Source organism: Rhodococcus sp. G6(2025) (assembly GCF_058628105.1).
On record NZ_CP179751.1, the window covers coordinates 378,122 to 403,683 of the forward strand.

The following is a 25,562-nucleotide window of genomic DNA, read 5'->3' on the forward strand; positions in this document are numbered from 1 at the left end:
TTTGGGCTCTCCAGTTGCTGGTGTGAACCATGAAGACTGACCAGATGCCGGCAACGGCGCCAACGGTTCGCCCGTCACGCCGGGAGCTACTGCTAAGAGTCGCCGCCGATCTGTTCCTGCACAAGCCCTACGACTCGGTCACGGTCGAGATGATCTGCGCGAAGGCGGGAATCTCCGCTCCCGGGCTCTATCGTCACTTCCAGAACAAGCAGGCCCTCCTCATCGCAGTGGTGGAAAATCCGTTGGAGTTTCTCCATCAGTCCGCGCGGGCGACGGTGGAATCGGAGCCCGATCCGCGTGCTGCGCTGGACGCCATGGTCGACTTCCACATCAGGTCGGTGCTGTCTGCGGCTCCGACAACGCTAATTTTCCTCAAGAACGAGCACGCGTTTCCCGAAACGGATCGTCGGCGCATCCGACGAGCGATGAATATGTACGCCGAGGAGTGGATTTCGACAGTCTCGTCGCTGCGGCCCGAGCTGTCGGATCCGGAGGTGCGCCTGCTCACGCAGGCGGTGTTCTCGATGTTGAATACCGTACCCACCCTCAACAAAGGGCTTGACCAGGAGTCGATCGTCAAGACAATGTCGACTGCGGCGGTTCAGGCATTGATCTCGCCTCGAGCCGAGTGAGGTCGGACCCACCCGGATTGATAAGGTGCCTACGAAACGTCGCGATAGCAGCGGGTACTGGGCTGTGAGTCGATCCCCGTTCAATTAGATATCCTGATTGAACGGGGTTTGGCGTTTGATCGTCGTCGATCGGGCGAAGGCGGCTTCCGCCTGTGTCGGCCGCTTCAGTCTCGACCTCGAAGTTTCAAATGTGCTGTTGCACAATCAGTCTAGGCAGCTGGTTGATCCTCAATGCGGCATTTGCAACGGAACGACTTCACAGGGCCCGCCCGGGTGTCGCGCAATGACGGGATTCGCGCCCTTCCGTGCGGAAGTGTCTGGCCGGACCGGTAAACGTGGTGGTGCGGCGCCAGAAGGCGACGTCGTCTTCAGGGCAAACTATTACACCTTCGGCCCCGGGCGACGTCGACGAGGACGGTGCGACCGCCTAGGGGCGGACCCGGTATGGGTAGTCCGCTGCCATGGTCAGTCTTGGTGAGTGAGCGCCAGTCCGGCTCCACGCGCGTACGTCGCCGCGGAGACGATCACCGGCTTTGTGGACACCATCCTGCGCCGAGAATGCCCATGCCGAAACCGGAGATTTACTGCGGTGTCCCGCACGCTGCGAGAGGCGCCCCTGGGGTTCACGCCGGCGCCATTCAACACTGGCTTAATCCAATGCGCATCGAGCCCGGGCCTTATCCAACGTTCGATGAAGCTACTCCGGGCGGGGCGCACGGCTACGTGCATGCGGACCTACTGACGACCGCCCGCGACGGCTTGCTTTACGAACTCGCCCTCGTTGACCGCCCGACGCAGTCCTGAGCGAGATCCGACACGGCAAGCGGCCGCGGGCGGCACGGGTCAGACGTACCGGTTACGTCCGGCCAAGGCGCCGGTGACGATTTGAACGGTGCACACCGCAAGAAACAGGATCCAAGAAGCGGTCCATCGATGCGTCAGCTCATGGAGAAGCCCGAAGAACAGGGGGCCCGCGCTGGCGATCAAGTACCCGAATCCTTGAGCCATTCCTGATAGCTGAACCGTTTCTCCCGTAGTCTTCGTCCGGAGGGCGATGACAGTGAGAGCCAGTGCAAAGACGCTCTGTCCGACACCGATGGCAATGCTCCAGATCAGTGGATGGGAGGCCGGGGCGACCATGGCCCCCACCGCGCCAATCACGCCGACCGTGCTGAGGCCGACGATCCACGCACTCTGGCTGCGTTTGCGCGCGGCTAGAGGGGCGATCACTAATGCAATTGGAACGCCGATCAATGCCGACATCCCCACGATTATCCCAGCCTGCAGTTTTGGCACGCCTGCATCAATAAAAACCTGTGGCAACCAACCCATTACGATGTATGCCATGAATGATTGACTGCCGAAGAACAGCGTGACGGTCCAAGCTAACCGGTTGCGAAGGAGCGATCGGCGCGTCTCAGACACTTGAGCTTGTACCCACGTAGCACCGTGTCGCCGCGCCGCCAGTACCCACACCACTAGGGCGGTGACTGCAAGTGCGGCCCAAATCGCCAGGGCAGGCCGCCATCCGCCCAGCGGTTGTTCCAGACCCGGGGTCAGCGCCGAGCCTATTGCTGCGCCGCCTTGAAGGGCTGCGGTGTAGATCCCTGTCATCAGGCCGATCTTGGCCGGAAACGAACCCTTGATAACGACTGGGATCAGCACATTCACCAACGCAATGCCGGCGCAGGCCACGAGGCTCGCTCCAAGAACCAAGGCCGGCCCGTCGAGGGCCCTCACGGCGAGACCGACTGTAATCATGACAAGAGAGCACGAGATCGCGCGACCCAACCCGAGATGGGTAGCCAGCCTCGGGGCTGCCAAGCCTGCGGCAGCGAAGCATAAGACAGGCAAAGTGGTGAGCACGCCTGCCCAGGCCGCCGAAACGGCTAAGTCCTGTTGCATGTCGCCCAGTAGTGGGGCCACGCTCGTCACCGCGGACCGCAGGTTTAACGCCGTGAGGATGACGGCTATGGCAAGCAAGGTGCCGCCAGCCAGCGCGGGCACGGGGCTCGCCCGCATCTCGATCGCACCGTCGATCTCCAGCGCCACGTTGTCGGCGTAGTCATTCTGTCGCTTTATTCGCTGCATCGGCCTCATTTTTGGTATCGTTGCATACATCCCATCATTGGATGAAAGGTTGTTTGTGTGGTGTTGAGCACCGTTCGACGAGCCGGTCTAGTCGACCAAGTCATCGCGCAGATCAGAGTGGGAATCACAAAGGGGGACTGGCCAGTCGGGCAACGCATCCCGAATGAAACAGAACTCGTACAGACTCTTGGTGTCGGCCGCAATACGGTGCGTGAGGCGGTCCGCGGTCTAGCTCATGCAGGAATCCTCGAGGTTCGGCAGGGCGACGGGACCTATGTCCGCGCCACCAGCGAGGTGTCCGGGGCGCTGGGGCGGCTGTGCGGCACCGAGCTGGAAGAGATTCTGCAGGTTCGGCGTGGACTGGAGGTCGAAGGCGCCAGGCTCGCCGCGAGTAATCGCACCGACGAAGAACTAGCCGAACTGCGCGCACTGTTGGCGAAGAGCCATCACGTTGCAGGCGGACCCCTCGATGAGGCTGCCGCCGCCGACGCCGAGTTTCACTTGGCCGTGGTGCGCTGCTCGCATAACACGATCTTGATTGAGTTATACCAGGGCTTAATTGAAGCCGTCGCGGCCAGTGTCGAGGCCACCGCAGACATCCCGGGGCATGAAGTCGTCCACACTGCATTGATCGAGCACATCGCCGCCGGCGACCACACTCGGGCCGCCCAGGCTGCGGGCACGCTTGTGGACCACATGCTGTTCGGGGTGAGACGACGCTAGGAAGGCACCGTTACGGCATCGGGGGCGGAAGATGAAGGAAGGGTGTCGAACTCGGTGTTGGTGAGCGCAATAGTCGTCGCTCATGCGCAGGATTTGTCGTACCGGCTGCGGTTGAAGCCGGGCACACGGTGATGACCATCTGTCTCAGTAACGGCGGGGTGCGTGCCGGCCCGACCCCGCCTGACTCCGTCACAAGGCCCGGAATGACCGAGAATTACATGGGAGGCACCGTTGAGCGAGCATGAAGTGCGAATGATCGTCCTGTCGACCGACAACTTGGACGAATCGATCCGGTTTTACTGCGAGACCCTGGGAATGCCGTTGAAGTTCCGCGACGGGGACCACTTCGCGGCCCTCGATGGAGGGACTGTCACTGTCGCGTTGGCGACTGCGGTGGACCATCCCATACCCGGGCAGGTTGTCGTCGGCATTAGGACAGCCGATGTCGACACTGCGGCAAAGGCCATAGAAGCCAGCGGTGGTGCCATTGTGGAAGGCCCGTATGACGACGGACATGAACGCCGTGCAGTGGGCTACGACAATAACGGCAACGGCTTGGTGTTCTACAGTCCGCTAACCCGATAAGATTTCGCCGCCACACCGGCGCTACGGACCGAGGTCATCTGCAATACTTCGCTGTGCGCGCACCGGCCAATTCGCAGATTAGCTATGCAACAAAGGTGAACAGACTCCGCGTCTCCTTCGGAGGCTGCGCTGTCTGCCCCATACCGCTTATGTCTGAAAACGCGAGGGAGTAACACGAGAGGATTGTCGGTACTCGAAACGCTGGTGGAAGGCGAGGACGGATGTCAGCGTCGCCGAAGTGATCGGAATGCCCACGAGTGCCGACCCTCGACGCGTTCGCATGACGACATGCGTCCACAGGATACTCGCGGAGCTCGCCGAAGCCAGTTGTGTACGACGGCACGGCCCCTGGGTCGAGTACACGTTTGACCGGTTCGTCTCCTGGGGCCCACGACACCTGTCCAACATCGGCGCAGTTGACCTTGCCGCGCCTCTCCGCGCAGAACTCGCGGCCGAAGCCCGCGGGCCCGTGCATTTCACGTGGTCAGCCCTGCACTACCCGATGGGTGTGGGTGTAGAGGTTCATGTTCTGGCCGCGAAGAAACCCCACGAGTGTTAGTCCTGTTTCGTCTGCGAGGTCGACAGCGAGTGACGACGGCGCGGAGACAGCGGCAAGTATGGGTATGCCTGCCATTGCGGCCTTTTGGGCGAGTTCGAACGAGGCGCGACCGCTGACCATGAGGATGCTGCCCCTGCAGGGGATGCGGTGTTGAGCGATTGCCCAGCCGACGACCTTGTCGACGGCATTGTGTCGGCCGATATCTTCGCGGAGGGCGAGTAACTGCCCGTACTGATCGAAAAGTGCGGCTGCATGTAAGCCACCGGTGCTGTCGAATACTTTCTGCGACTGGCGTAGCCGGTCGGGCAGCGTCGCCAGAACATCGACATGCACCGTGGTGGTGTCCTCGGCTGGGGAATGGACCGTCGCGAGGCGAACGGCGTCGAGCGATGCTTTCCCACATACTCCGCATGAGGAGGTTGTGTAGAAGTTGCGTTCGACACCGGGTTGAGGTGGGGGGATGCCCTCGGTGAGGGTGATGTCGAGGACGTTGTAGGTGTTGAGGCCGTTGTCGTCCACTCCGTCGCAGTAGCGGGCAGAAGCGACGTCGTCACCGCTGTTGATGACTCCTTCAGTGAGGAGGAAGCCGTGCGCGAGTTCGACATCGTGGCCCGGGGTGCGCATCGTGACCGCGAGCGTGGAGGCTCCGACGCGGATTTCGAGTGGTTCCTCGACAACGAGTGTGTCGGGCCGAGATGTGGAGTTCGGTCCACGCACGCGCACGATGGGGCGGCGGGTGGTGATGCGTCCCATCAGGGTCGGTGCTCGAGCCGAATCAGGACGGCTTTGCTGACGGGTGTGTTGGATTTGTCTGCGACGTGGTCGAGGGGAATGAGGGGGTTGGTTTCGGGGTAGTAGGCGGCGGCGTTGCCGACAGGCGTGGGGTAGGCGACGAGTCGGAAGTTGTCGGCTCGTCGTTCTTCGATGGACCCGCTCCGGTTCTTCCATTCGGAAATCAAGTCGACGTGGTCGCCGTCTCGGTATCCGAGTTTCTCGATGTCGCGGGTGTTGACGAACAGAACTCGCCGGCCGCCTTTGACGCCGCGGTAGCGGTCGTCGAGACCGTAGATGGTGGTGTTGTACTGGTCGTGACTTCGCATGGTCTGCAACATGAGTCGGCCAGGCGGAACAGGTAGCCACACGAGGTCGTTGACGGCAAAGTTCGCTTTCCCAGTCTTCGTCTGGAACGTGCGTGAGTCTCGCGGCGGGTGGGGGAGTCCGAACCCTTCTTTCTGCCGGACCTTGGTGTTGAAGCCCTCAAAGCCGGGCACGACGCGTGAGATCGCGTCCCGGATGAGGTCGTAGTCGGCGGTGAACGATGTCCACGGCACGGGATGGCCGGGGCCGAACAGCGTCTCGGCGATGCCGCAGACGATGGCGACTTCGGAGCGCATGTGGATACCCGACGGGGTGAGACTTCCGCGGGAACGGTGGACCATCGACATCGAATCCTCGACGGTCACGAACTGCTTGCCAGTCGCCTGGACGTCCTTGTCGGTGCGGCCGAGCGACGGCAGAATGAGTGCGGTGCGGCCGTGAACGAGATGGCTCCGGTTGAGTTTTGTGGACACCTGGACGGTCAGCGAACAGTTCCGGAGGGCGGCCTCTGTGACGTCGGTGTCGGGCGTGGCGGACACGAAATTGCCACCCATTGCCATGAACACCGAGGCTCGCCGTTGTCGCATGGCGCGGATGGAGTCGACGGCGTCGAGGCCGTGTTCTCGTGGTGAGGTGATGTCAAATTCGGTGTCGAGGGCGGCGAGGAACGATTCTGGCATCTTCTCCCAGATGCCCATGGTGCGGTCGCCTTGGACGTTGGAGTGCCCGCGGACGGGGCATACCCCGGCTCCGGGTTTGCCGATCATGCCGCGCATCAGCAGCAGGTTCACTGCTTCTTCGATCGTGGCCACACCGTGTGTTTGCTGGGTCAGCCCCATCGCCCAGCAGATGATGGTGGCGTTCGACTCGATCAGAGCCTGGGCTGTGTCGTGGAGTTGTTCGATTGTCAGGCCGGTGGCGTCGACGACCGTGTCGAGATCGACTCTGCGGATGTGATCGAGCCATGCGTCGAACCCCGCGGTGTGGCGGTCGATGAAGGGGCGGTCGAGGACGGTGCCTGGTGCGGCGTCCTCGGCGGCGACGAGCAGTTTGGCCAACCCCTGGAAGAGGGCCATGTCGCCGCCGATGCGGATCTGCAGGAAGTCGTCGGAGATCGCGGCTCCGTCGCCGATGACACCATGAACCTTCTGTGGGTCTTTGAACCGCAGTAGTCCGGCTTCGGGGAGCGGGTTGATGGCGATAACCCGGGCGCCGTTGGATTTGGCTTTTTCGAGTGTGGAGAGCATGCGTGGATGGTTGGTGCCCGGGTTCTGGCCGGCGATGAGAATGAGGTCGGCATTCTCGATATCCGGAACGGATACCGATCCTTTGCCGATGCCGATCGAGGCGGTCAGTGCGCTGCCGGACGATTCGTGACACATGTTCGAACAGTCGGGCATGTTGTTGGTGCCGAACGAGCGAATCAGTAACTGGTAGAGGAACGCTGCTTCATTAGACGTTCGGCCGGAGGTGTAGAAGATCGCCTCATGTGGGCTACCCAGCGCGTTCAGTTCGTCTGCGATGATGCGGTTCGCGTCATCCCATTCGATTGGTTCGTAGTGTGTGGTGCCTGGGCGTAGCACCATCGGGTGGGTGAGGCGTCCCTGCTGCCCGAGCCAGTACTCGGTGCGGCCGAGGAGATCGTCAACGGAGTGCGTGGCGAAGAAGTCTGGGCCGACGGTCCGCTTGGTGGCTTCTTCGGCGACGGCCTTGGCGCCGTTCTCGCAGAATTCGGCGTGCTTGCGGTGGCCGGGTGTTTCCGGCCAGGCGCAGCCGGGACAGTCGAAACCTTTGCGCTGATTGAGTTTGGCGAGAGAGGCAGCGGTGCGCGTCGCACCCATCTGTGACATGCCGCGTTGAAGTGATACGAGCACCGCCGGTACGCCTGCGGCGTACTGCTTGTTCTTCGTCACGACGATGCTGTGCTCGTCGTATTCGTAGTCGTCTCGACGAGCCATCAGCAGTGCAGCCTTCCCCAGGTTTACAGACAGTCGGTCGAGGGTGCACCACGGATATGGGTGGTGTCCAAGATGCCCGTCCTACTGGTCGATAGGCGTCGCCGATGATGTCTGGTCGAGGACCGAAGCCGTCGCTTCAAGAGCCTGAATGAGGAGGGACGACGGGTCTTCTGCGCGGGTGATCAACCCGACCACTGGAGCTGTGCGACCTTCGATGAGTGGAGTGGACCGGAGGCCAGGTGGTTCACCGAATACTTTGAACCACACCTGAGGTACCACGGCGGCCCACTGCCCGGTCTTGACGTGGGCATAGAGGGAAGCGATGGAATCGGTTTCGACTTGTGCGGTGTGGACTGCTCCGTCGTCGGCGAAATAGTCGTCGAGGATGCGCCTGCCGCGCATGATCGACGGCAAAGTGCACATCGGCAACGTCGACGCTTCGCGCCAGGAGATGTCGGCGCGGCGCGGGCGGGTCGGATCGTCGGCGGTCAATAGTGCGTATCGCTCGCGATAGAGCGGGAAAGCGTGGTAGCGCAGGGCGATGTCGTCGTCGAGGTAGGTGATGCCGCCGTCGAGCTCGAAGCGATCGAGCCGAGCTGTGATTTCGCTCGAAGACAGGTCTTCGGTGAGACGCACCGTGATGAGGGGGTGCCTCACACACAATGGGCTCGACAGGTCGGCGACTGTCGCGGATGCGGTGGGAATGACCCCTATTCGGAGGGTGCCGGTGACGCCCGACCGTAGGCTGGCGGCCTCGTGCAGGAGTGATTCCTGGTTGGCAAGAATTCTTTGAGCCCAACGTACGATCTGCTCGCCCTCCACTGTGAGGCCTTCGAACTTGTGGCCTCGAACGATCAGCGGCAGATCGAGTTCGATCTCCAGTTTGCGGATCGCCTCCGACAAGGCCGGTTGAGAGACAGCACATGCATCCGCTGCGCGAGTGAAGTGCTTCTCGCGCGAGAGAACGACGAGGTACTCGAGCTGCCGGAACTGCACAGCATAATCTTCTCATCCCGTCTCGCTCCCGGTGGAGGCGGCGAAGCTTTGCGGCCAGATAGCCAAGTATCGGATGCGTCGCTCACGCCAGGGAGGCATATCGGTCTGCATCTCGAAATAGATTGTTGTACAGGGTTTATCCGCCGCGATTGCATGGTCTACACACAGGAACCTCAGTGGAGACGGAGACGGTGAGTCTCGCGGTAAGCGGTCTTCGAATCAAACGTCCTGATCAACAGAGTGCGCACCTACCGCGAGTTAAAGCCCAGGTTGACTGCGTGCACAGGCTCGTGCAGGGCCTTGCGCATCAGTCGACCGACCGATCGATCGTTTGGCCTACCCGGCTGGATCGGAAATGCGGACCGTGTGCGCCGACAATCTCATCGGGGGGCGATCGTCGAGATCTGCCCCACAGTGATCACGCGAGAAGAACCGGCGATCGAGAGGTCAGAGTGGCCTGAGCGCGAGCGCACCCATTGGTGTCAAGGCCATCTCTCGCGCATCGCTGGCCGTGGTCTACTCCCAGTCCAGTCTGGCCGTTTCGGGCATCGTGGTGACAGGGCTTCCCCTGGCGACTGCAACGGAACCAGACGGTCGGTATCGATGATTTGATCAACATAAGTGCCCGACTCGATGCCAGGTGGAGCTACCCTGAGTGCACATCATTGAGGGACAAGGAAATGCTGTGTCTTCGGGAGACCGTCGGATCGAGTGAATCGCCAGCTGCGCATGGCAAATGGTGATCCGCTCGAGACTCAGCGTGACGTGGCGTCCGCCGTCGTCGCGGAGTTGACCACGGCAGGGTTTGCGGAGGTCCATGCAATCGGACATGGCGGCTTCGGTCTTGTCTACCGTTGCGGGCAGCCCTCGCTGGACCGCACTGTCGCGGTGAAGGTCCTCACCGCCAACCTGGACGAAGACAACCGGGCACGGTTCTTTCGAGAACAGCGGGCGATGGGCCGCCTTACGGGTCACCCGAACATCGCTAACGTGCTCCACATTGGAACCACAACCAGTGGTCGGCCCTACATCGTGATGCAATACCACTCGCACGGATCGTTGGACACCCGAATCCGCCGGCAGGGCCGACTTGAATTAGACGAGGCTCTGCGATTCGGAGTGAAGTTGGCCGGCGCGCTCGAGACCGCCCACCGTCTCGGCATCCTCCATCGAGACGTAAAGCCGGGGAATATCCTGATCACCGACTACGACGAGCCGGCCCTGACTGACTTCGGCATCGCGCATTTTGCTGGGGGATTCGAGACCTCGACGGGCATTATCACCGGATCCCCGGCTTTCACAGCCCCCGAGGTCCTCAAGGGAGAGGAGCCGCCCAGCGCGGCCTCCGACATCTACAGTCTCGGCGCGACCTTGTTCTCGGCCGTGACAGGGCACGCAGCTTTTGAACGTCACAGCGGCGAGCAAGTAGTCGCACAGTTCCTCCGCATCACCACCCAACCTGTACCAGATCTCCGTGAGCAGGGAATTCCGGATGATGTCAGCGCGGCCATCGAACACGCGATGTCAGAAGATCCTCGGGAGCGTCCCCTCAGCGCGGCGCAGTTCGGTGACGAATTACGCCAGAGTCAGCTCGCTCACGATTTTCCGGTCGAAGAGATGGACCTGCTCGCCGAACCAGGCGCGAAGCGCTCCGAACAAGACCTACCAAGAGCCCGTCGCCGCTCCACTGCCGGCCTGCTCCACAATGCGATCCCGCCGTCAACACGGGGAGCGGCGGGAGATCTTCCCTTGGACCTCACTAGCTTCGTAGGCCGCCGTCGCGAGCTGACCGACGCAAAGGCGAAATTGTCTACTTACCGTCTGGTCACGTTGACTGGGATCGGCGGGGTCGGCAAAACGCGCCTCGCGCTACGCGTTGCGACGGACGCGCGGCGCGGGTTCACCGGCGGTGTGAGACTGGTCGAGCTTGGTGAACTGAACGAGCGGTCACTGCTCGTGGATGCGGTCGCTGCGGCGGTCGGCATACGCGATCGGTCGGCACGACCACTTGAACGCGTAATTGCGGAGTACCTCGCCACACGCAACCTTCTGCTCGTTCTCGACAACTGTGAGCGTTTGGTGGATGCAGTCGCCACGCTCGCCGGGAAACTGCTTCGGACCTGTCCCGAGCTTCGGATTTTGGCCACGAGCCGGGAGGCCCTCGGTATCGAAGGGGAAGCTGTGCTGCGCGTACCGCCGCTGACGATTCCCGACACGGACGATGAGTCGTCCCTGCGCGGGCTTCCCCAGTACGACGCCGTGACGCTGTTCATGGAACGTGCCGCCGCCGCGGTGTCCGGGTTCGAGTTGACCGAGGACAACCGGATTACGGTAGCGCACATCTGCCGTGCACTTGAAGGCCTACCCCTGCCGATCGAGTTGGCGGCCGCGCGGTTGCGGGCGATGTCCGCCGATCAAATCGCCGAACGACTGAATGACCGGTACAAACTGCTGACCCTGGGAAGTCGTGGAGCGCCGAGGCGCCAACAGACGCTGCGGTTGTCAATGGACTGGAGTTACGACCTGTGCAGTTCCCCGGAACAGCGGCTGTGGGAACGCTTGTCGGTATTCGCCGGAACCTTCGAATTGGATGCGGCGGAGGGCATTTGCGAGGGAGAGGTGGCTCCTGAGGATCTGCTCGACATGCTGACGGCGTTAGTCGACAAGTCGATCCTGATCAGGGACGCTCCGGGTGGAGTGGTCCGTTTCCGCCTTCTCGAGACGGTGCGTGACTACGGCCGACACAAAGCAGAGCAGTCCGGCGACTACCAGGCGTTGCGCTGGCGGCACCGGGATTGGTACGAGAAGCTGGCACTGACAGCGGAGGCGGAGTGGGTCAGTTCCCAGCAGTTGAAATGGATCGCACGTCTCGGGCGCGAGCAGTCGAATCTCCGTGAGGCGATGACGCTGTGCCTGTCCGAGGCTGGCGATACCGACACCGAGGCCGGGCTGCGGATCGCAGCCGCGCTCTATCCCTTCTGGCTTACCCGCGGCATGCTAATCGAGGGACGGTACTGGCTCGACCGCGCCCTAGCCTGCCATCCCCGGAAGTCCACCGCTACACGCGTAAAAGCCCTGTACTACAGCAGTGTGCTGTCCGAACTGCAGGGCGACATCCCCGCGGCGACCGCCCTGGTCGAGGAGGGGCGATCCGTGGCTGAGCAAATCGACGATCCGATGACGCATGCACTCGTCGCCCAAGCCGAAGGACTACTCGCGATCAACAACAGCGACCTTCAGCGCGCGAGCGGACTTCTGGAAGAAGCCCGCAATATTTACGCGACACTGAACGATGACCATCGGAAGGTTGCAGTTCTGTACCTGCTGGGTTTGGCATACGGACTGCGTGAGGACATTCCGCGGGCGATGGCATGTCATGAGAAGGTAATCGCGATGACGGAAAACCTGGGCGAGTCGATATATCGCTCGTATTCGTTGTGGTCCATGGGCGTTGGGGTGTGGCAGCAGGGAGATTCAAATCGTGCCGCCCGCTTGTTTGAACAGAGTTTGCGGCTCGGCCGACTGGCGGACGATCAAATTACCGTCACCGTGTGTCTGGAATCCCTCGCGTGGCTCTGTGACGAGCGCCGTGCAAAGCGTGCTGCGGTCCTTATGGGTGCCGCCGAGGAATTGGGGCACACCGTGGGCAGCTCGACGGTGATGTTCCCTCACCTCCTCGTCCACCATGAAGAGAACAAGCGCCGGATTCGCCATGCGCTCGGTGAGCGCGCCTTTCAGGCCGCCCACCGGGAAGGGCGGACGCTCGGAATTCAAGGTGCCATTGTTTATGCCCTGAGCGAGCCGCCCAGGGGCACGACGCCGCCCGCTGGTACCGCGACGAACCTGACCAAACGTGAATGGCAGGTCGCCGACCTTGTAGCCAAGGGATTGACCAACAGGGCGATCGCCGCCAGTCTCGTCATCTCGGACCGTACCGCCCAAGGCCACGTAGAACACATCCTGACCAAGCTCGGATTCACCTCACGAGCACAGATCGCGGCCTGGTTCGTTGACCAGACCCGACGCGAAGAACTCTGATCGTTCGAGCTCAATCAAGTTTGATGTGGGCGTGCAGGCTGCGGTTGAGACGGGAGCCCGAACAGGGGTGAGCGGTACAGGGGCGTCTTGGGAACGAATGGGGACGGCGGCGATCTTGGACAGTCCGTCCAGACCTCCGGCTTCGTACTGTTTGCGCCTGTCGTGACAGTTTGTCAGGAGACCTCGAACCGTTCGGGTACGTCGACGATGCGTGCGCCGTCACGCACCTCGGGGACGGCTCGTAGTCGGATCTCCACGGTCGGTGGCGCGTCCCGGTTACGGCATCTGGTACGGCGCCGTCAGTCCTCGCGGCGGGTTGGCCGAGGCGTTTCAGAGCGCCCGGGTGATCGACCGGCACCGCGGCGACCCGTATCTGACCGGGCTGCGATTCACCCGCCCGCTGAGACTGCTCGATGTGTCCGGCATCGGGGAGGGGGCGTGGGTGACCCGGGTCGGCGGCAACCACGCCCTCGACTCCGCCGCGCACGGCCGAACCCAGCACTGGGCCCGCACCATTCACCGGGCCCATGACGATCTCGATGGGATCGCCTACCGCGGCCGGTTCGCCGGCGGTGTCTGCATCGCGATCACCGAACGCGCCGCCGACGCGTTTCCTGCGCTGCCGGCGTTGTCGCTGCCGTTGTCGCATCCCGGGTTGTCCGGGCCGATCGACAGCGCGGCCTATCAGCTCGGCTACACCATCACCTGACGCTGCGACGCACGTGGGCGAACCGGTTGGGCACGCGGCACACGGCGTCCGGCGCCGGGGTCCGCGTGCTCACGCACGTGGCGCGGCGAGTAGGGCTCCCACCGCCACAACGCGAGTTCCAAGAGCAGCTCACGATGCACAACGCGATCCGTGCCGCAATCGGGGTAGTCCACTCACCCACGAAGGACCGAGAAAGCGGACCGTCGGCCGTCTGAGTCGAACTGTCCAGTATTTGAATCAGTTCGAGCTGAATGCGCCCACGCGGAACTATCCGACGGTGTCCGTTGTTGACGCATACAGCAGTGGCGAAGTGTCGCGGCACTCGACGAAGGAGCACAAGAGATATGCGCATCGGAATCATCGGAGCTGGTCAGATCGGTGGCACGCTGACACGCAGGCTGACTGCGCTCGGTCACGATGTGCGCGTGTCGAACTCTCGGACACCCGACACCCTCGCAGACCTCGAGGCGGAGACCGGCGCAAAGGCGGTACTGAACACCGAAGCCGCCGAGGGTGCAGACCTGGTGATCGTGAGCATCCCGCAGAAGAACGTCGTGGACCTTCCCGCCGGGATCCTCGCCGGCGCTGCCGATGGTGCTCCGGTGATCGAGACCAACAACTACTACCCGCAGCAGCGAGACGGATTGATCGCCGCCATCGAAGACGGTCAGGTAGAAAGTGAATGGGTGCAAGAACATCTCGGAGTGCCGGTGTTCAAGGCATTCAATGGAATCTGGTGGAAGCACCTTCTCGAGAAGGGCCTACCGGAAGGGTCGAGCGGACGGATCGCGATCCCCGTGGCCGGCGACGACGCATTGCAGAAGCAGGTGGTATTCGATCTGATCAATCAGCTCGGCTTTGACCCTGTCGACGCGGGCACCGTCGAAGATTCCTGGCGTCAGCAGCCGGGAACCCCGGTTTACGGCAAGGATTTTGATCGGGAGGCGACGTTGAAGGCACTGGCGCAGGCAACGCCTGAGCGCACGGACGAGTGGCGTGCTGTGGCAGAGTGAGCGTTCGGTGTCGAGTGGCGGTTCCGAATAGGAAGACGCCGCTCGGCCGTTAGTCCTGGTGCGGAGCGCGCGCCCAGGACGGCATCGGTATCGCGGCTGCGGGGCGCTGGCGCCTGGTCCGGTGTACGGCCAGCCGCTGGGCAGCGTGCGGGCGGTACTCATTTCGGTGGCGTTGTTGCGGGTGGCGGACCCGGATCGGGACCTGGTCGACGATTCGGTCCCGCTGGCTCCCGGGGTGGCCTGCCTGCACAACACCACATCGCGACCCGCGCTAGCCGCGATGTCCTGATTTGGCTCGTTGACGCACAACTTGTTGGACATGCACAATCGCTGAACGCCACTTCCGGTGCCGTCGCCCTCCGCAGCGCGTTCAAACACAAGGTCTGGCGCACTCGACTGCCCTTAATGCATACAGCTCCCAGGGACTCCACCAGCTCCCAGGCAAAAATCGGCCGGATACCCCTTGCATGCGTCGGAGGCTGTATCCCGGCCGCGCGGTGACGGGATACGAACCTCCGACTGAGGTGGCTTCAGAGGCGGGCTACGCAGTCAGATCGATGATGAGCTTGCCTGGTTGGCCGTGGGAGAACGAGTCCACGAAGGCAGCCGGCAGCTGCTCGAATCCGGGCAATACCGATTGCACGGCCTCCAACTGTCCGGAACTGATGAGTTCGGCGAGCGTGGCTTCAACCTCTGCCGCACGGTCCATGTAGTCGAGCACGACGAATCCCTGTGTGAGGATACGCTTGGTGAGAAGCTGTCCGAAATTTTTTGGGCCGGATGGTCGTTCGGTCAAGTTGTAGCCGTCGATCAGGCCACACAACGCGATGTGTGCGTGGTTGTTCAGCCGGGCGATCGACGCCTCGAACATCGGGCCCCCCGAGTTCTCGAAGAGGCGGTCGATGCCGTCCGGTGTTGCCGCCTCGAGCTGGTCCTGCCAATCAGGGGCCTTGCGATCGACGACGGCGTCGGCGCCCAGTCGAGCCACCATCGAGCACTTCTCGGCGCCTCCTGCGATGCCGACAACCTGTGCGCCCGCCTGCTTCGCGAGCTGGACTGCCACGCTTCCGACTGCGCCAGAGGCGCCGGAGATCAGAACGGTGTGCCCTGGTTCCGGCCGCAAGATGTCGCACACTCCGGCCCACGCGGTCAGGCCCGTCATCCCGAGGACGCCAAGGTAGTGCTCCAAGGGAACGACCTCGCGTGATGCGATCCGGTCCCAGTCGGTACCGGGCGAGCTGACGATCTGGTGCCGTTGCCAGCCGACGAAGCCACGAACGATGTCGCCCGCGGTGAAGTTGCTGTTGCGTGAGGCGGTCACGCGGGCCAGTCCGAAAGCGCGAACTGGCTCTCCGATTGCGACTGGCGGAAGATAACTCGGTCGGTCGTCGAGCCAGCCCCTGATGGCCGGATCGATCGAGATGAAGAGGGTCTCGAGTGCGACGTCGCCAGCCTTGAGTTCGGGCAGGGCGACGTCCTCCACGCGGAAGTCCTCCAAGCTCACGTGCCCGTGGGGGCGCTGCGCGAGGACGATCTGTTGTGATGAATTCACGGTGTGCTACTCCTTCGTCACCAACGACGGTAGAAGTCATGACAAGGCGAAACTTGGCCCTATGCGCACGGGAGTCGAAGAGCGCGCACAGCGCGCATCTCGAAGCCGAATGCGATGCGCCTGAGGAAAGCAGGTGCGCGCAAACAGCCAAGACGTGATGTCCATCACTTCATAGGGTCGGTGACAAATGGGCTTCGTGCCGAAAAGCCCTCCTGGTAGATCTGGAGTCAACGCAATGAATGACACACGCGCCGACCGACCTCTTAAGATTGCGGTCACGATCGATGACTTCGTCCTGTGGGACGGCGTTCCCATGCCGGACGACACGACTCCCACCGACATCACGCGGTCTGTGGCGAAAACGTTGAACGACTACGGACTCAAGGGGACCTACGGCTTCTCTCACACATACCGGCTCGAGAACGAGCCAGAGCAAATCGAGGCCTTCGAGGCGTGGGCCGAAGCAGGCCATCACCTGGGTAACCACACTCACCAGCATGCGCCGCTGCGCTGGATGCCCGAGGCGGCATTCCGACGCGATTTTGAGACGGCCGAGAAGTACATCGGTCATCTGATCGACGCCGCACCGTCGAAGTACTTCCGGTACCCCATGGACATGTCGTCAGGATCCGAACGACGTCGAGGGGAAGTCGAGAACTACCTCGCTGATCTCGGCTACCGCACTGCCCCGATCACCAGTTGGTTCAGTGATTTCGCGTTCATCATGCCGTACTTCCGCGCGATGACCCTAGGCGACAAGGACGTGCAGAAGCAGGTACGCGACCTGCACGTGTCGACCGCTGTTGACATGCTCTACCAGCACGCGGACACCGCGCATACCCTGTTCGGTGCCGACGCGCCTCTCATCTGGCTCGTACACGGCACCACGATCTCTCGTGACACCCTCGCTCCGATCCTCGAGGCATTCCTCGAGCGTGGCGTGGAGTTCGTAGCCCTCGATGAGGCGATGAAGCATCCGGTGAACTTCGGGAAGCCGCCGTGTAATGAGAGCTTCACCAACCAGCTTCAGAGGTTCGCGCTTGCTGCGGGCTTGCCGAAACCTGAACTCGACGTCGAGCGGCTTGCCGAGATCCTGAACCTCGCGCCCATTCCCGGCCTCGACACGATGGCGACTTACGAAGAGCGCATGTTCAAGCCGTTGGCGAAGCGGGTGGGAGCTGAGTACGACTGGGATTGGTCCTGAGTCGGCAATCCACATTCACAACGTCACACCGTCATTATCTGAAAGCAGGATCATGCTCAACCTGGCCACCATGCTTGCCGACACTGCTCGACGCACTCCCGGCAGAACCGCTGTCATCGAAGGTGACCGAACCCTCACCTTCGGTGAGATCGATGCGGCTGCGAACAGTGTTGCCCGTTTTCTTCTCTCACGGGGGTTGCGCCCAGGCGACCGCGTTGCCCTGACGATCGCGAATGTTGTCGAGTTTCCGATTGTCTACTTCGGCATCCTCAAGGCCGGTGGAGCCGTCGTGCCGCTCAACACGATGCTCAAGCGGGAGGAGGTTGCCTACCACCTCCGTGACTCGGGCGCGACGGTGTACTTCTGTACCGTGCTGGGGCTCGACGACGAGGCGTGGCGCGGATTCCAGGACGTCGAGTCCTGTGAGCATCTGGTCACCCTTGGCTCCGCAGTGCTCGATGAGCCAGGCGTGGGAACTACCTTGGCTGACGCATTGGCCGAACACCCCGCGGAAGAGGTCCTGCAGGTGACCGAGGCAACGGACACAGCGGTGGTCCTGTACACGAGCGGGACGACTGGCAAGCCGAAGGGGGCGGAGCTCACCCACGCCAACATGGTCCTCAACGCCATCGGGCATAACCAACTGCTCGACGCCCGCGCCGACGACGTACATCTGGTCACTCTTCCGCTCTTCCATTCGTTCGCACAGACCGTACAGCTGAACGCCGGCTTCGCAATGGGGGCCACCCTGGTCCTGCTGCCACGATTCGACGCAGCCGAGGCCCTGGCGTTGATCACGCAGCACCGGGTGACAGTCTTCGCCGGTGTCCCGACGATGTACTGGGCTCTGCTCAACAAGGCCGCTGACGGAATAGACGTTGACCTCGCCGGTCTCCTGCGAATCGCGCTTTCCGGCGCAGCTGCCATGCCCGTCGATGTGCTGGAGCGGTTCAGGGATGTCTTCGGTGTCGGGATCCGGGAAGGCTACGGACTCTCCGAAACCAGTCCCACCGTCACGTTCAACCCGCTCGACCAACCAAACCGGTCGGGATCGATCGGCAAACCGATCTGGGGAGTAGAGGTGAAGCTCATCGACGATCACTGGAACGAGGTCCCCGTCGGTGAACCAGGAGAACTCGCCGTACGTGGATACAACGTGATGAAGGGATACCTGGGGCGGCCCGAGGCGACAAAGGAAGTGATCCGCGACGGCTGGTTCCGCACGGGCGATATCGCAACGCGAGACGAGGACGGCTACTACTTCATCGTCGATCGCGCCAAGGACTTGATCGTGCGGGGAGGCTTCAACGTCTATCCGCGCGAGCTCGAGGAGGTGATCATCGGCCATCCAGAGGTCAGCCTCGTGGCCGTCGTCGGAATCCCCGATGAGCGAATCGGTGAGGAAGTGAAAGCCTTCGTCATCCGCGAGCCCGGATCGGAGTTGAAGGAGGAAGACCTGATCGGCTGGTCACGGGAACGGTTGGCGGCTTACAAGTACCCGCGCCTGGTGGAGTTCAGGGATACCTTGCCGATGAACGCGACAGGAAAGCTACTCAAGCGGGCTCTGCGATGATCACGCCGTTGGCGTGGGCGCCGGCGCGCACTAGCGTCGACGGTGGCACGAGTCGCAGTTTCGGCATAGCGGTGTGAGAAGGTGCTTTGACGTTGTATTCCGTCGATACGTTGCGCAGCAACGAGCACGACCAGCGCGAGCGTGGTGATTGGTGGCGCGATCAGGTCTCGTCGATCCACTGTCCGATGGCCTTCTCCCTTGCGGACAGCTACCAGGGAATCCTTCAGCATCAACATTCGGACACGTACCAGCTAGTTCGTTGGTGGGGCGAAGCGGAGGTCCTCTCCCGCACGGCAGCGGACATCCGTCGACATCCACATGGCGCCTACGAACTGCTCCTACCGGTCCGGGGCGAAGTGATCCTCGAGCAGGATCGTCGTGAAGCCACGATCACACCGGCGGTCATGGCTCTCACATCGCTGGACACCGCGACTGTTCTGCGCCATGGTGATGGCTTCTCTTCTGTTGCATTCGTGATTCCACGTGACCGGATCGAGGCGCGGGTGCCGACATTGCCGCAAGCTGGCACCGTCCTCGATGCGACATCTGGACTGGGACGCATCGTTGTCGACGTGGTCAGTAGTCTGCGCAGGGAGCGGCACGAGCTCACCGGGAGTCAGTTCGATGCGATAGCCGACCGAATCGTCGATCTCGTGGCGCTCGCCTACAACGCAGACACGGCCACCCCCTCCGTCGATGTTCAGGAAGGGTTGGTCACCGCCATCCGGCGCTTTGTTCGAGAGAATGCGCACGACCCGAACCTCACAGGAGCCGTGGCAGCGGCGCGCCTCGGCTGGTCGCTCCGGCACGTTCAGGCCCAGTTGCAGCGGATTGGGACAACACCGTCGGATCTCATCCGAGAGGAGCGTCTGGCGTTGGCGCGGTTGCGTCTGCAGGACCGTGGCTGGAGCCACCAGAGCGTGACTCAGGTGGCCTACTCCTCAGGATTCGGCGACCTCAGCACCTTCAGTAATGCGTACCGGCGGGCCTTCGGTGAGCGCCCGTCCGACACACGTTCTGCGGCATCCGCAAACGACTGAATCAGCGGCCCGCGGGCCCGCTCGACGACCGGGTCTGCGCGTGTCTGCTGCGCGCGATGCAAGCGAAGTGCGCTGCCCCCCAAGAGATAACGCCAATGCGGACCTAGCGTAGATGGCATGAATAGTGCAACCACCTCAGAAGTGCGACCGGCGCCCGACACCCTCTTCTCTGTCGCCAGGCGGACCGCCGTCGTAACCGGTGGCTCACGAGGGATCGGCGCCACGATCGCCCGCGGCCTGGTACTGGGTGGTGCCCACGTTGTCATCACCAGCCGAAAGGAAGAACAGTGCCGCGCGACGGCCGAAGCCATCAATGCCGAGGCAGACGCTGCGGGAACGGCAGGACGCTGCACCCCCGTCGCCAGTGACCTGTCGTCGGCCGAAGGGGTGACCGGTCTGGTCGAATGGCTCGGCGAGCACCTGACACGCATCGACGTCCTGGTGAACAATGCCGGGGCCACCTGGGGTGCGCCACTTGAAGAGTTTCCCCTCATCGGTTGGACGAAGGTGCTCAACACCAACCTTGTCGCTCCGTTCTACCTCATCACGGGAACGCTACCGCTTCTTCGCAATGCGGCACGCCCAGACCGGCCCGCTCGTGTCATCAACATCGGCAGCGTGGATGCCTTGGCTACACCTAGCTGGGAGAACTACTCCTACAGTGCGAGCAAAGCCGGGCTGCACATGGTCACCCGCCATTTAGCCAAGCAACTGGCATCCGACGGCATCACCGTCAACGCGATCGCCCCCGGACCGATCCTGACGGACATGCTCGGACACGTCGCGGCGGATCCAGAGGTCGAGGCAGAGCTCCTCGAGCGCGTCCCGCTGGGCCGCTACGGACAAACCGACGACCTGATCGGCACGGTCCGGTTCCTGGCCTCCCGCGCCGGCTCTTACCTGACCGGCACCATCATTCCGCTCGACGGCGGGATCTCCGGCTGCGCCGGCTGAACCTTCGCCTCCACCTTCTTCCACGTACAGCAATCACCAATTCGAGGAACAACCATGCCTGAAGTTGTCATCGTCGCCACTGCACGTTCGCCGATCGGAAGAGCCATCAAGGGCTCCATTGAAGGACATTCGGCTCGATGACCTCCCCCTCCAGATGGTCACGGCCACGTTGGCGAATCTACCCGCACTCGATCCAAGCGCCATCGACGACCTCATGCTCGGTGTCGGCGAACCCTCATCAAACTCACTGCAGACGCACGACAAGCAGTTCGGCCTCGAAACCATGTGCGTAGGCGGAGGACAGGGCATGGTACTGATCCCCGAACGCTCTCCTGACCCGAAGTCACATCGATCCAATCCTTGAGAGGTACCCCATCTCGTGAACGCATCACCTCATCCCGAACACCGCCGTACCGCAATCGTCACCGGTGCTGCACGGGGAATCGGCGCCGCCGTCGCACGGCGGCTCGCCGCAGACGGCCACGCTGTCGCCGTCCTCGACCTCGAGGAGGCCGCCGCCCAGTACGTGGTCGACACGATCACTCAGGCCGGAGGCACTGCACTTGCTGTCGGCGCAGACGTCTCCAACGGAACTGGTGTCGAGAAAGCAGTGGATAAGATCACAACGGAGCTCGGAGCGCCGGTCGTTCTGGTCAACAACGCTGGCGTCACCCGCGACAATCTTCTGTTCAAAATGTCGGCCACCGACTGGGATACCGTCCTGAACGTCCACTTGCGTGGCTCGTTCCTGATGACGAGAGAGGTTCAGGGACACATGACTCAGGCCGGTTTCGGACGGATCATCAACCTCTCGAGCGTGTCGGCGCTCGGAAACCGCGGTCAAGCGAACTACGCCGCAGCCAAAGCCGGGCTGCAAGGTTTCACCAAAACCCTGGCCCTCGAACTCGGCAAATTCGGCGTTACCGCCAACGCCGTTGCTCCCGGTTTCATCGAGACCGAGATGACAGCCGCGACGGCAGCGCGAATGGGAATGAAATTCGACGATCTCAAGAAGAGGGCGGCCGCCGACATCCCCGTCGCCCGAGTTGGGGTCCCCGACGACATCGCACACGCGATCTCATTCCTTGCCAGTGAGGGAGCCGGATTCGTCTCCGGGCAGGTTCTCTACGTCGCCGGAGGGCCCAAAGTATGAAGACACTCAACGGAATCGATGAATTGCACGCGGTGGCGAACACCCCGATCGGCTACTCGTCATGGCACACCCTCACACAGGAGAAAATCGACGCGTTCGCTGACGCGACGGGTGACCACCAGTGGATTCACGTCGATCCCTCACGGGCTGCTGACGGACCGTTCGGTGCCACCATCGCCCACGGACATCTGCTGACTTCGATGATCCCGATGCTTGTATGGGAGGTCTACGTTGTCGACGGCGTCCGAATGGGAATCAACTACGGGTCGAACAAGGTTCGATTCCCGGCACCCGTTCCCGTCGGCTCGCGGATTCGGGCTGCGGTTGAAATAGCAGACGTTGAAACCGTTCCCTCGGGCGTCCAGGTTGTCACGGCCGTCACGATCGAACGCGAGAATGCCGACAAGCCGATTTGTATTGCTGAGATTGTCAGCATCTACTTTCCGAATTAACGTCGCAAATTTGCGAAATCCCCACCGGATAGATTGCACGATGACAAGTGATCGAAGGGGGCTGCACTGGCTCAGCGGGTCTTCTCGCTTGCGGCGACCACGTCGCGGCGGAAACTCTTCGGGGAACGGCTTCGGGATCGCGAAAGACTTCGGGATTTCCGAGGCGACCCTGCACAACTGGTCAAAATGGGTCTCGGTGACGAGGGAAGTGGGGAGTGAGGCTCCGGTGAAGACGTCGCCGAAGGAGATTCGTGAGTGGGCGATCAGCGAGGGTCACGAGGTGTTGTCCCGCGGCGGATTTCGGCCGAGCTCGAGCGAGCCTTCCGTGATGCTCAGGTAGCGACGCCGGTCGCGTGAGTCGCAACATTGCCCTGTTCCAAAGTGTGGCCATCCTGCCAGGGAGGCTATGAGCCTGCGGGACGATGATCTTCGGCGCCGTGCGGTGGCGGTTGTCCGCGTCAGCGGTGCCGGCGTCGGGTCTTCGCCGGCACCGGCGAGGCTGGTCAGGGCCGGGGGTGGACTTCGGCTTCTCTCGGCGTGAACTCTGAGGGGGAATCGACGGGTTCGCCCACAAAATTGAGCTGTGGTGGTGCGGTGTGGGTAGCCTGCTCCCATGTCGCAGCCTCCGCCTTTCAGTCCTACGGTCACGCTGCTCACGGTGAGCCGGGTGTGGGAGGCGGCATTCACCGACGGTTTGAAGCCGCTCGGGTTGACTACCCGCAAGTACGGGCTGTTGGGGCACATCCGCGGGACGCCGGGCATCTCGTTCAGTGAGCTCGCTCGGCGTTCCCGCATCACCGTGCAGAGCGCTCACACGGCGGTCGCGGCGTTCGTCGAGTCCGGGTTGGTCGACGACTCGACCGCGCACGCCGGGGCCGCCTCGACCCTGCGGATCACGGCGGAGGGCGAATCACTGCTGGCTCGCGCGGCCGAGGTAGTGGCCCGTCTCGATGACGAGTTCGCCGCGCAGCATCCCGAGCTGACCGAGGCGCTGCGGGCGCACTTGGTGCGGGTGATGTCGGCGACTGACTGACACCTCACCCGCCAACCTTCAGTTAGGCTGAAGGTCATGGAATCGTTGTTGCTCTCCCTCCACGTCGTGGCGGGCATCCTCTTCGTGGGCCCGGTCGCGGTGGCCACCAGCCTGTTCCCCCGGCACGCGCCGGTGACCGCCACAGTGGGCGGTGCACAGCAGATCGAGCGGAACACCAACACCGCCCGGGTGCTGCACCGGATCACCCGTATCTACGGCGTCCTGGCGATCGCGGTCCCGGTCGTCGGCCTTCTCCTCGCCACCGTGCAAGGCCGCACGAGCGAGGTCTGGGTCGTGGTCGCGATGGTGCTCACCGCGATCGCCGGTGGACTGCTCGCCCTGCAAATCGCCCCGCTCCAACAACAGGCGCTCACCACACCCGACGACGGAACCCAACTCCGGCGCCTCGGCATGGTGACTGGCCTGTTCAACCTGCTGTGGGTGGTCGTCGTCGTGCTGATGATCGTGCGACCCGGATCGAGCTACGTATGACCGGGTTGCTGTGCACGCTGGCCGTGCTCTCGGCACTCGAGACCGTCAGCGTCCTGGGGTTGCTGGCCAACCTCGGCACCGTGCACGACGCCGCGGTCGCCGGTGTCCTCGGCCCGATCCACGGTGCGCTCTACCTGTCCGTCGCCGTCACGGCACTGCTCGGTCGCGGCCTGCCGACCCGGACCCGCATTGGTGCGCTCGTGCCCGTGCTCAGCGGCCCTCTCACGATGGTCAACCTGCGGCAGGAGGCGCGCAGCGCATGAGTCTCAGGCATTATCTGCGCCGACCGCCGGCGATCAGCGCCGCGGAGGCGGTCCGCCTCGTCGAACACGGTGCCCTCGTTGTCGATGTCCGCCGCCAGTTCGAGTGGAACCGGGTACACATCCCCGGCGCCGTGCACGCGCCACTCGAGGAACTGCTCGACCGCTGCCTGGAGTTCCCCGACGACCGTCTGCTCATCACCTTCTGTACCGGCGGAATTCGCTCGGCCGGGGCTGCGAACCTGCTGGTGGAGAACGGCTTCGACGCGGTGAACATGAGCGGTGGCCTCGTCCACTGGCGCGGTGCGGGCGGGTCACTGACCGCCCGGGGAGAGGGTGGCACTCTCCCCGCGATTCCGTCCCTTGCGACACTGGTCGAGCTGGCACCCGGCCTGGGCGGATCGTCTAAGGGTGTGCGCCGCCCGCCCGATACTTGGTGTCATTCGCTCGATATGCAATGGGTGTCGACTGGAGTGACGCCATGTCCCGCAAGGGCGGAGTGGTGGTCCGCGCTGCGTTGTCGGCGTTCTGCTCGGCGCCACGCGGGAGGCATAGTTCCTACTCGCACTCCGCTGGGGTGGGATGCTAAGACCGTGAGCGAGCGAAACGTAGCCGACGTCGAGCGTGAGCTCGCCATGCTCGCCTACGTCCGCGACCGCCTCCGGGTCTCGGAGGGCACAGACTTACGGATCCCGACCACCGCCGTAGACCGGGTTCTCGATGAGCTCAACAGTCTCGAACGGGCGCCGCGGAAGCGGAACTGACCCCCGCCGGTGCGGACCGGTGGCGGGGCCTCGCATCTGAGGTGGCCGGCCGCGCACGGTTGTAGCGGCCTCTATGAGGTGGATCTACGCATATACCCCGCCGATGACCCACGACAGCGCTCGCGTTCCGGCTTTCTCGTTGGCGTCCACCGGTTTTTCGGGTCGGCCGCAGGGCAGGAGTGGTGCAATGAAGGTGTGTGACGAGGTGAGTGAGCGATGAAGCAGGTCCTGAAGGCGGTGCTGGTGTGCCTGGTGGTCGGCGCCGCGGTGCTGGTGGTGTGGGCGGTCGCGTCGCGGCCGGACTCGCCCGAGCCGCCGCGCCCGCTGCCCGATACCACGGTCATGGTCCACGGCGGACCGACGACGTGCAGTGAACTATTCGGGTCTCCCTGTGATTTCGGGTTGCAGTCCGCCTTCAACCGGTGGGGGACAGGCCTCGCTCCGTTCGTCGATTCCGGGGTCCTGGGCCCGTACGCCGAGCGGATCGGGTTCGTGGCGTCGGCGAAGCTGAGTCTGGACGCCTGCGCACTCTCGCACACCACCGGAAAGACGGTCCTCGAATTCATCGAGCAGGCGCAACGGCAACACCCGGACGCCGGCAGCCCCGAGCTGTTTCCGTTCTGGAACCGGACCCGGCAAACACTGTGCCCCCTGTGACCCGCACCGTCGATCACGGCACGACG

The 25,562-nt window shown here is 62.9% G+C and carries 21 protein-coding genes and 2 pseudogenes; 18 read left to right on the top strand and 5 right to left on the bottom strand.

The window, feature by feature from the left end; genetic code table 11:
• Positions 1–29 precede the first annotated feature (29 nt).
• On the top strand, positions 30–632 hold the full coding sequence (locus ACLIVD_RS38805) for a TetR/AcrR family transcriptional regulator (protein ID WP_065491471.1): 603 nt from the start codon (positions 30–32) through the stop codon (positions 630–632).
• 843 nt (positions 633–1,475) lie between these two features.
• On the opposite strand, the gene ACLIVD_RS38810 is transcribed toward ACLIVD_RS38805, so the two are convergent.
• Entirely contained in the window at positions 1,476–2,732 is a 1,257-nt protein-coding gene (locus ACLIVD_RS38810) for a CynX/NimT family MFS transporter (RefSeq protein ID WP_491933254.1), read from the bottom strand.
• A gap of 48 nt (positions 2,733–2,780) precedes the next feature.
• Here ACLIVD_RS38810 and ACLIVD_RS38815 point away from each other — a divergent pair, with 48 nt between their 5' ends.
• The gene (locus ACLIVD_RS38815) at positions 2,781–3,446 is read left to right on the top strand and encodes a FadR/GntR family transcriptional regulator (protein WP_164065310.1); all 666 of its coding nucleotides are present in this window, start codon (positions 2,781–2,783) and stop codon (positions 3,444–3,446) included.
• Positions 3,447–3,677: 231 nt separating this feature from the next.
• On the top strand, positions 3,678–4,031 hold the full coding sequence (locus ACLIVD_RS38820) for a VOC family protein (RefSeq protein ID WP_491933255.1): 354 nt from the start codon (positions 3,678–3,680) through the stop codon (positions 4,029–4,031).
• A 484-nt stretch (positions 4,032–4,515) separates the two neighbouring features.
• Here ACLIVD_RS38820 and fdhD read toward each other — a convergent pair whose 3' ends face one another.
• From fdhD to ACLIVD_RS38835, 3 genes are all read right to left on the bottom strand, one after another.
• Entirely contained in the window at positions 4,516–5,343 is an 828-nt protein-coding gene (fdhD, locus tag ACLIVD_RS38825) for a formate dehydrogenase accessory sulfurtransferase FdhD (RefSeq protein WP_491933256.1), read from the bottom strand.
• Positions 5,343–7,646, bottom strand: coding sequence for an FdhF/YdeP family oxidoreductase (locus ACLIVD_RS38830; RefSeq protein WP_317571283.1), 2,304 nt, complete (start codon positions 7,644–7,646; stop codon positions 5,343–5,345). The genes fdhD and ACLIVD_RS38830 overlap by 1 nt, the downstream gene beginning before the upstream one ends.
• Before the next feature lie 81 nt (positions 7,647–7,727).
• Positions 7,728–8,642 (bottom strand): LysR family transcriptional regulator, encoded by a 915-nt coding sequence (locus tag ACLIVD_RS38835; protein WP_133987626.1) that lies wholly within the window; start codon positions 8,640–8,642, stop codon positions 7,728–7,730.
• A 729-nt stretch (positions 8,643–9,371) separates the two neighbouring features.
• On the opposite strand from ACLIVD_RS38835, the gene ACLIVD_RS38840 reads away from it, so the two are divergent.
• The 3 genes from ACLIVD_RS38840 to ACLIVD_RS38850 all read left to right on the top strand — a co-directional run bounded on the left by ACLIVD_RS38840 (position 9,372) and on the right by ACLIVD_RS38850 (position 14,402).
• Entirely contained in the window at positions 9,372–12,680 is a 3,309-nt protein-coding gene (locus tag ACLIVD_RS38840) for a protein kinase domain-containing protein (protein ID WP_491933521.1), read from the top strand.
• A gap of 262 nt (positions 12,681–12,942) precedes the next feature.
• The gene (locus ACLIVD_RS38845) at positions 12,943–13,389 is read left to right on the top strand and encodes an RES family NAD+ phosphorylase (protein WP_164065315.1); all 447 of its coding nucleotides are present in this window, start codon (positions 12,943–12,945) and stop codon (positions 13,387–13,389) included.
• Between the two features lie 251 nt (positions 13,390–13,640).
• Entirely contained in the window at positions 13,641–14,402 is a 762-nt protein-coding gene (locus tag ACLIVD_RS38850) for an NADPH-dependent F420 reductase (protein ID WP_317571288.1), read from the top strand.
• A gap of 541 nt (positions 14,403–14,943) precedes the next feature.
• Here ACLIVD_RS38850 and ACLIVD_RS38855 read toward each other — a convergent pair.
• Positions 14,944–15,954 (bottom strand): NADP-dependent oxidoreductase, encoded by a 1,011-nt coding sequence (locus ACLIVD_RS38855; protein ID WP_095869568.1) that lies wholly within the window; start codon positions 15,952–15,954, stop codon positions 14,944–14,946.
• A gap of 235 nt (positions 15,955–16,189) precedes the next feature.
• Here ACLIVD_RS38855 and ACLIVD_RS38860 point away from each other — a divergent pair, with 235 nt between their 5' ends.
• From ACLIVD_RS38860 to ACLIVD_RS38915, 12 genes and pseudogenes are all read left to right on the top strand, one after another.
• Positions 16,190–17,158: a polysaccharide deacetylase family protein gene (locus ACLIVD_RS38860; RefSeq protein WP_005571151.1), complete on the top strand. Its 969-nt coding sequence runs from the start codon at positions 16,190–16,192 to the stop codon at positions 17,156–17,158.
• 52 nt (positions 17,159–17,210) lie between these two features.
• Positions 17,211–18,731, top strand: coding sequence for a long-chain-fatty-acid--CoA ligase (locus ACLIVD_RS38865; RefSeq protein ID WP_491933259.1), 1,521 nt, complete (start codon positions 17,211–17,213; stop codon positions 18,729–18,731).
• An 86-nt stretch (positions 18,732–18,817) separates the two neighbouring features.
• Entirely contained in the window at positions 18,818–19,771 is a 954-nt protein-coding gene (locus ACLIVD_RS38870; protein ID WP_491933260.1) for a helix-turn-helix transcriptional regulator, read from the top strand.
• A gap of 117 nt (positions 19,772–19,888) precedes the next feature.
• On the top strand, positions 19,889–20,725 hold the full coding sequence (locus tag ACLIVD_RS38875) for an SDR family oxidoreductase (protein WP_491933261.1): 837 nt from the start codon (positions 19,889–19,891) through the stop codon (positions 20,723–20,725).
• 54 nt (positions 20,726–20,779) lie between these two features.
• A pseudogene (locus ACLIVD_RS38880) lies at positions 20,780–20,972 on the top strand (thiolase family protein); the annotation flags it as partial.
• Between the two features lie 132 nt (positions 20,973–21,104).
• On the top strand, positions 21,105–21,878 hold the full coding sequence (gene fabG / locus ACLIVD_RS38885; protein WP_005563657.1) for a 3-oxoacyl-ACP reductase FabG: 774 nt from the start codon (positions 21,105–21,107) through the stop codon (positions 21,876–21,878).
• The gene (locus ACLIVD_RS38890; RefSeq protein WP_283335927.1) at positions 21,875–22,330 is read left to right on the top strand and encodes a MaoC family dehydratase; all 456 of its coding nucleotides are present in this window, start codon (positions 21,875–21,877) and stop codon (positions 22,328–22,330) included. The genes fabG and ACLIVD_RS38890 overlap by 4 nt, the downstream gene beginning before the upstream one ends.
• Before the next feature lie 613 nt (positions 22,331–22,943).
• Positions 22,944–23,363 carry a MarR family winged helix-turn-helix transcriptional regulator gene (locus tag ACLIVD_RS38895; protein WP_283335926.1) on the top strand — a complete coding sequence of 140 codons (420 nt, stop codon included), beginning with the start codon at positions 22,944–22,946 and terminating at the stop codon, positions 23,361–23,363.
• A gap of 36 nt (positions 23,364–23,399) precedes the next feature.
• Positions 23,400–23,855 carry a hypothetical protein gene (locus ACLIVD_RS38900; RefSeq protein WP_283335925.1) on the top strand — a complete coding sequence of 152 codons (456 nt, stop codon included), beginning with the start codon at positions 23,400–23,402 and terminating at the stop codon, positions 23,853–23,855.
• Positions 23,852–24,118, top strand: a complete 267-nt coding sequence (locus ACLIVD_RS38905) for a hypothetical protein (RefSeq protein ID WP_283335924.1) — start codon at positions 23,852–23,854, stop codon at positions 24,116–24,118. Before ACLIVD_RS38900 ends, ACLIVD_RS38905 begins: the two co-directional genes overlap by 4 nt.
• Positions 24,115–24,438 (top strand): annotated as a pseudogene (locus ACLIVD_RS38910) (rhodanese-like domain-containing protein); the annotation flags it as partial. The gene ACLIVD_RS38905 and the pseudogene ACLIVD_RS38910, both read left to right, overlap by 4 nt.
• Positions 24,439–25,095: 657 nt before the next feature.
• Positions 25,096–25,536 carry a hypothetical protein gene (locus tag ACLIVD_RS38915; RefSeq protein WP_283335923.1) on the top strand — a complete coding sequence of 147 codons (441 nt, stop codon included), beginning with the start codon at positions 25,096–25,098 and terminating at the stop codon, positions 25,534–25,536.
• Positions 25,537–25,562 lie beyond the last annotated feature (26 nt).

What these genes read in the sequence shown, in the direction of transcription:
- ACLIVD_RS38860 (WP_005571151.1), top strand. Translation starts at nt 16,190, where the DNA reads ATGAATGACACACGCGCCGACCGACCTCTTAAGATTGCGGTCACGATC.
- fdhD (WP_491933256.1), bottom strand. Translation starts at nt 5,343, where the DNA reads ATGGGACGCATCACCACCCGCCGCCCCATCGTGCGCGTGCGTGGACCG.
- ACLIVD_RS38905 (WP_283335924.1), top strand. Translation starts at nt 23,852, where the DNA reads ATGACCGGGTTGCTGTGCACGCTGGCCGTGCTCTCGGCACTCGAGACC.
- ACLIVD_RS38900 (WP_283335925.1), top strand. Translation starts at nt 23,400, where the DNA reads ATGGAATCGTTGTTGCTCTCCCTCCACGTCGTGGCGGGCATCCTCTTC.
- ACLIVD_RS38830 (WP_317571283.1), bottom strand. Translation starts at nt 7,646, where the DNA reads ATGGCTCGTCGAGACGACTACGAATACGACGAGCACAGCATCGTCGTG.
- ACLIVD_RS38875 (WP_491933261.1), top strand. Translation starts at nt 19,889, where the DNA reads ATGAATAGTGCAACCACCTCAGAAGTGCGACCGGCGCCCGACACCCTC.
- ACLIVD_RS38840 (WP_491933521.1), top strand. Translation starts at nt 9,372, where the DNA reads ATGGCAAATGGTGATCCGCTCGAGACTCAGCGTGACGTGGCGTCCGCC.
- ACLIVD_RS38850 (WP_317571288.1), top strand. Translation starts at nt 13,641, where the DNA reads ATGCGCCCACGCGGAACTATCCGACGGTGTCCGTTGTTGACGCATACA.
- ACLIVD_RS38915 (WP_283335923.1), top strand. Translation starts at nt 25,096, where the DNA reads ATGAAGCAGGTCCTGAAGGCGGTGCTGGTGTGCCTGGTGGTCGGCGCC.
- ACLIVD_RS38865 (WP_491933259.1), top strand. Translation starts at nt 17,211, where the DNA reads ATGCTCAACCTGGCCACCATGCTTGCCGACACTGCTCGACGCACTCCC.
- ACLIVD_RS38890 (WP_283335927.1), top strand. Translation starts at nt 21,875, where the DNA reads ATGAAGACACTCAACGGAATCGATGAATTGCACGCGGTGGCGAACACC.
- ACLIVD_RS38805 (WP_065491471.1), top strand. Translation starts at nt 30, where the DNA reads ATGAAGACTGACCAGATGCCGGCAACGGCGCCAACGGTTCGCCCGTCA.
- ACLIVD_RS38895 (WP_283335926.1), top strand. Translation starts at nt 22,944, where the DNA reads ATGTCGCAGCCTCCGCCTTTCAGTCCTACGGTCACGCTGCTCACGGTG.
- ACLIVD_RS38810 (WP_491933254.1), bottom strand. Translation starts at nt 2,732, where the DNA reads ATGAGGCCGATGCAGCGAATAAAGCGACAGAATGACTACGCCGACAAC.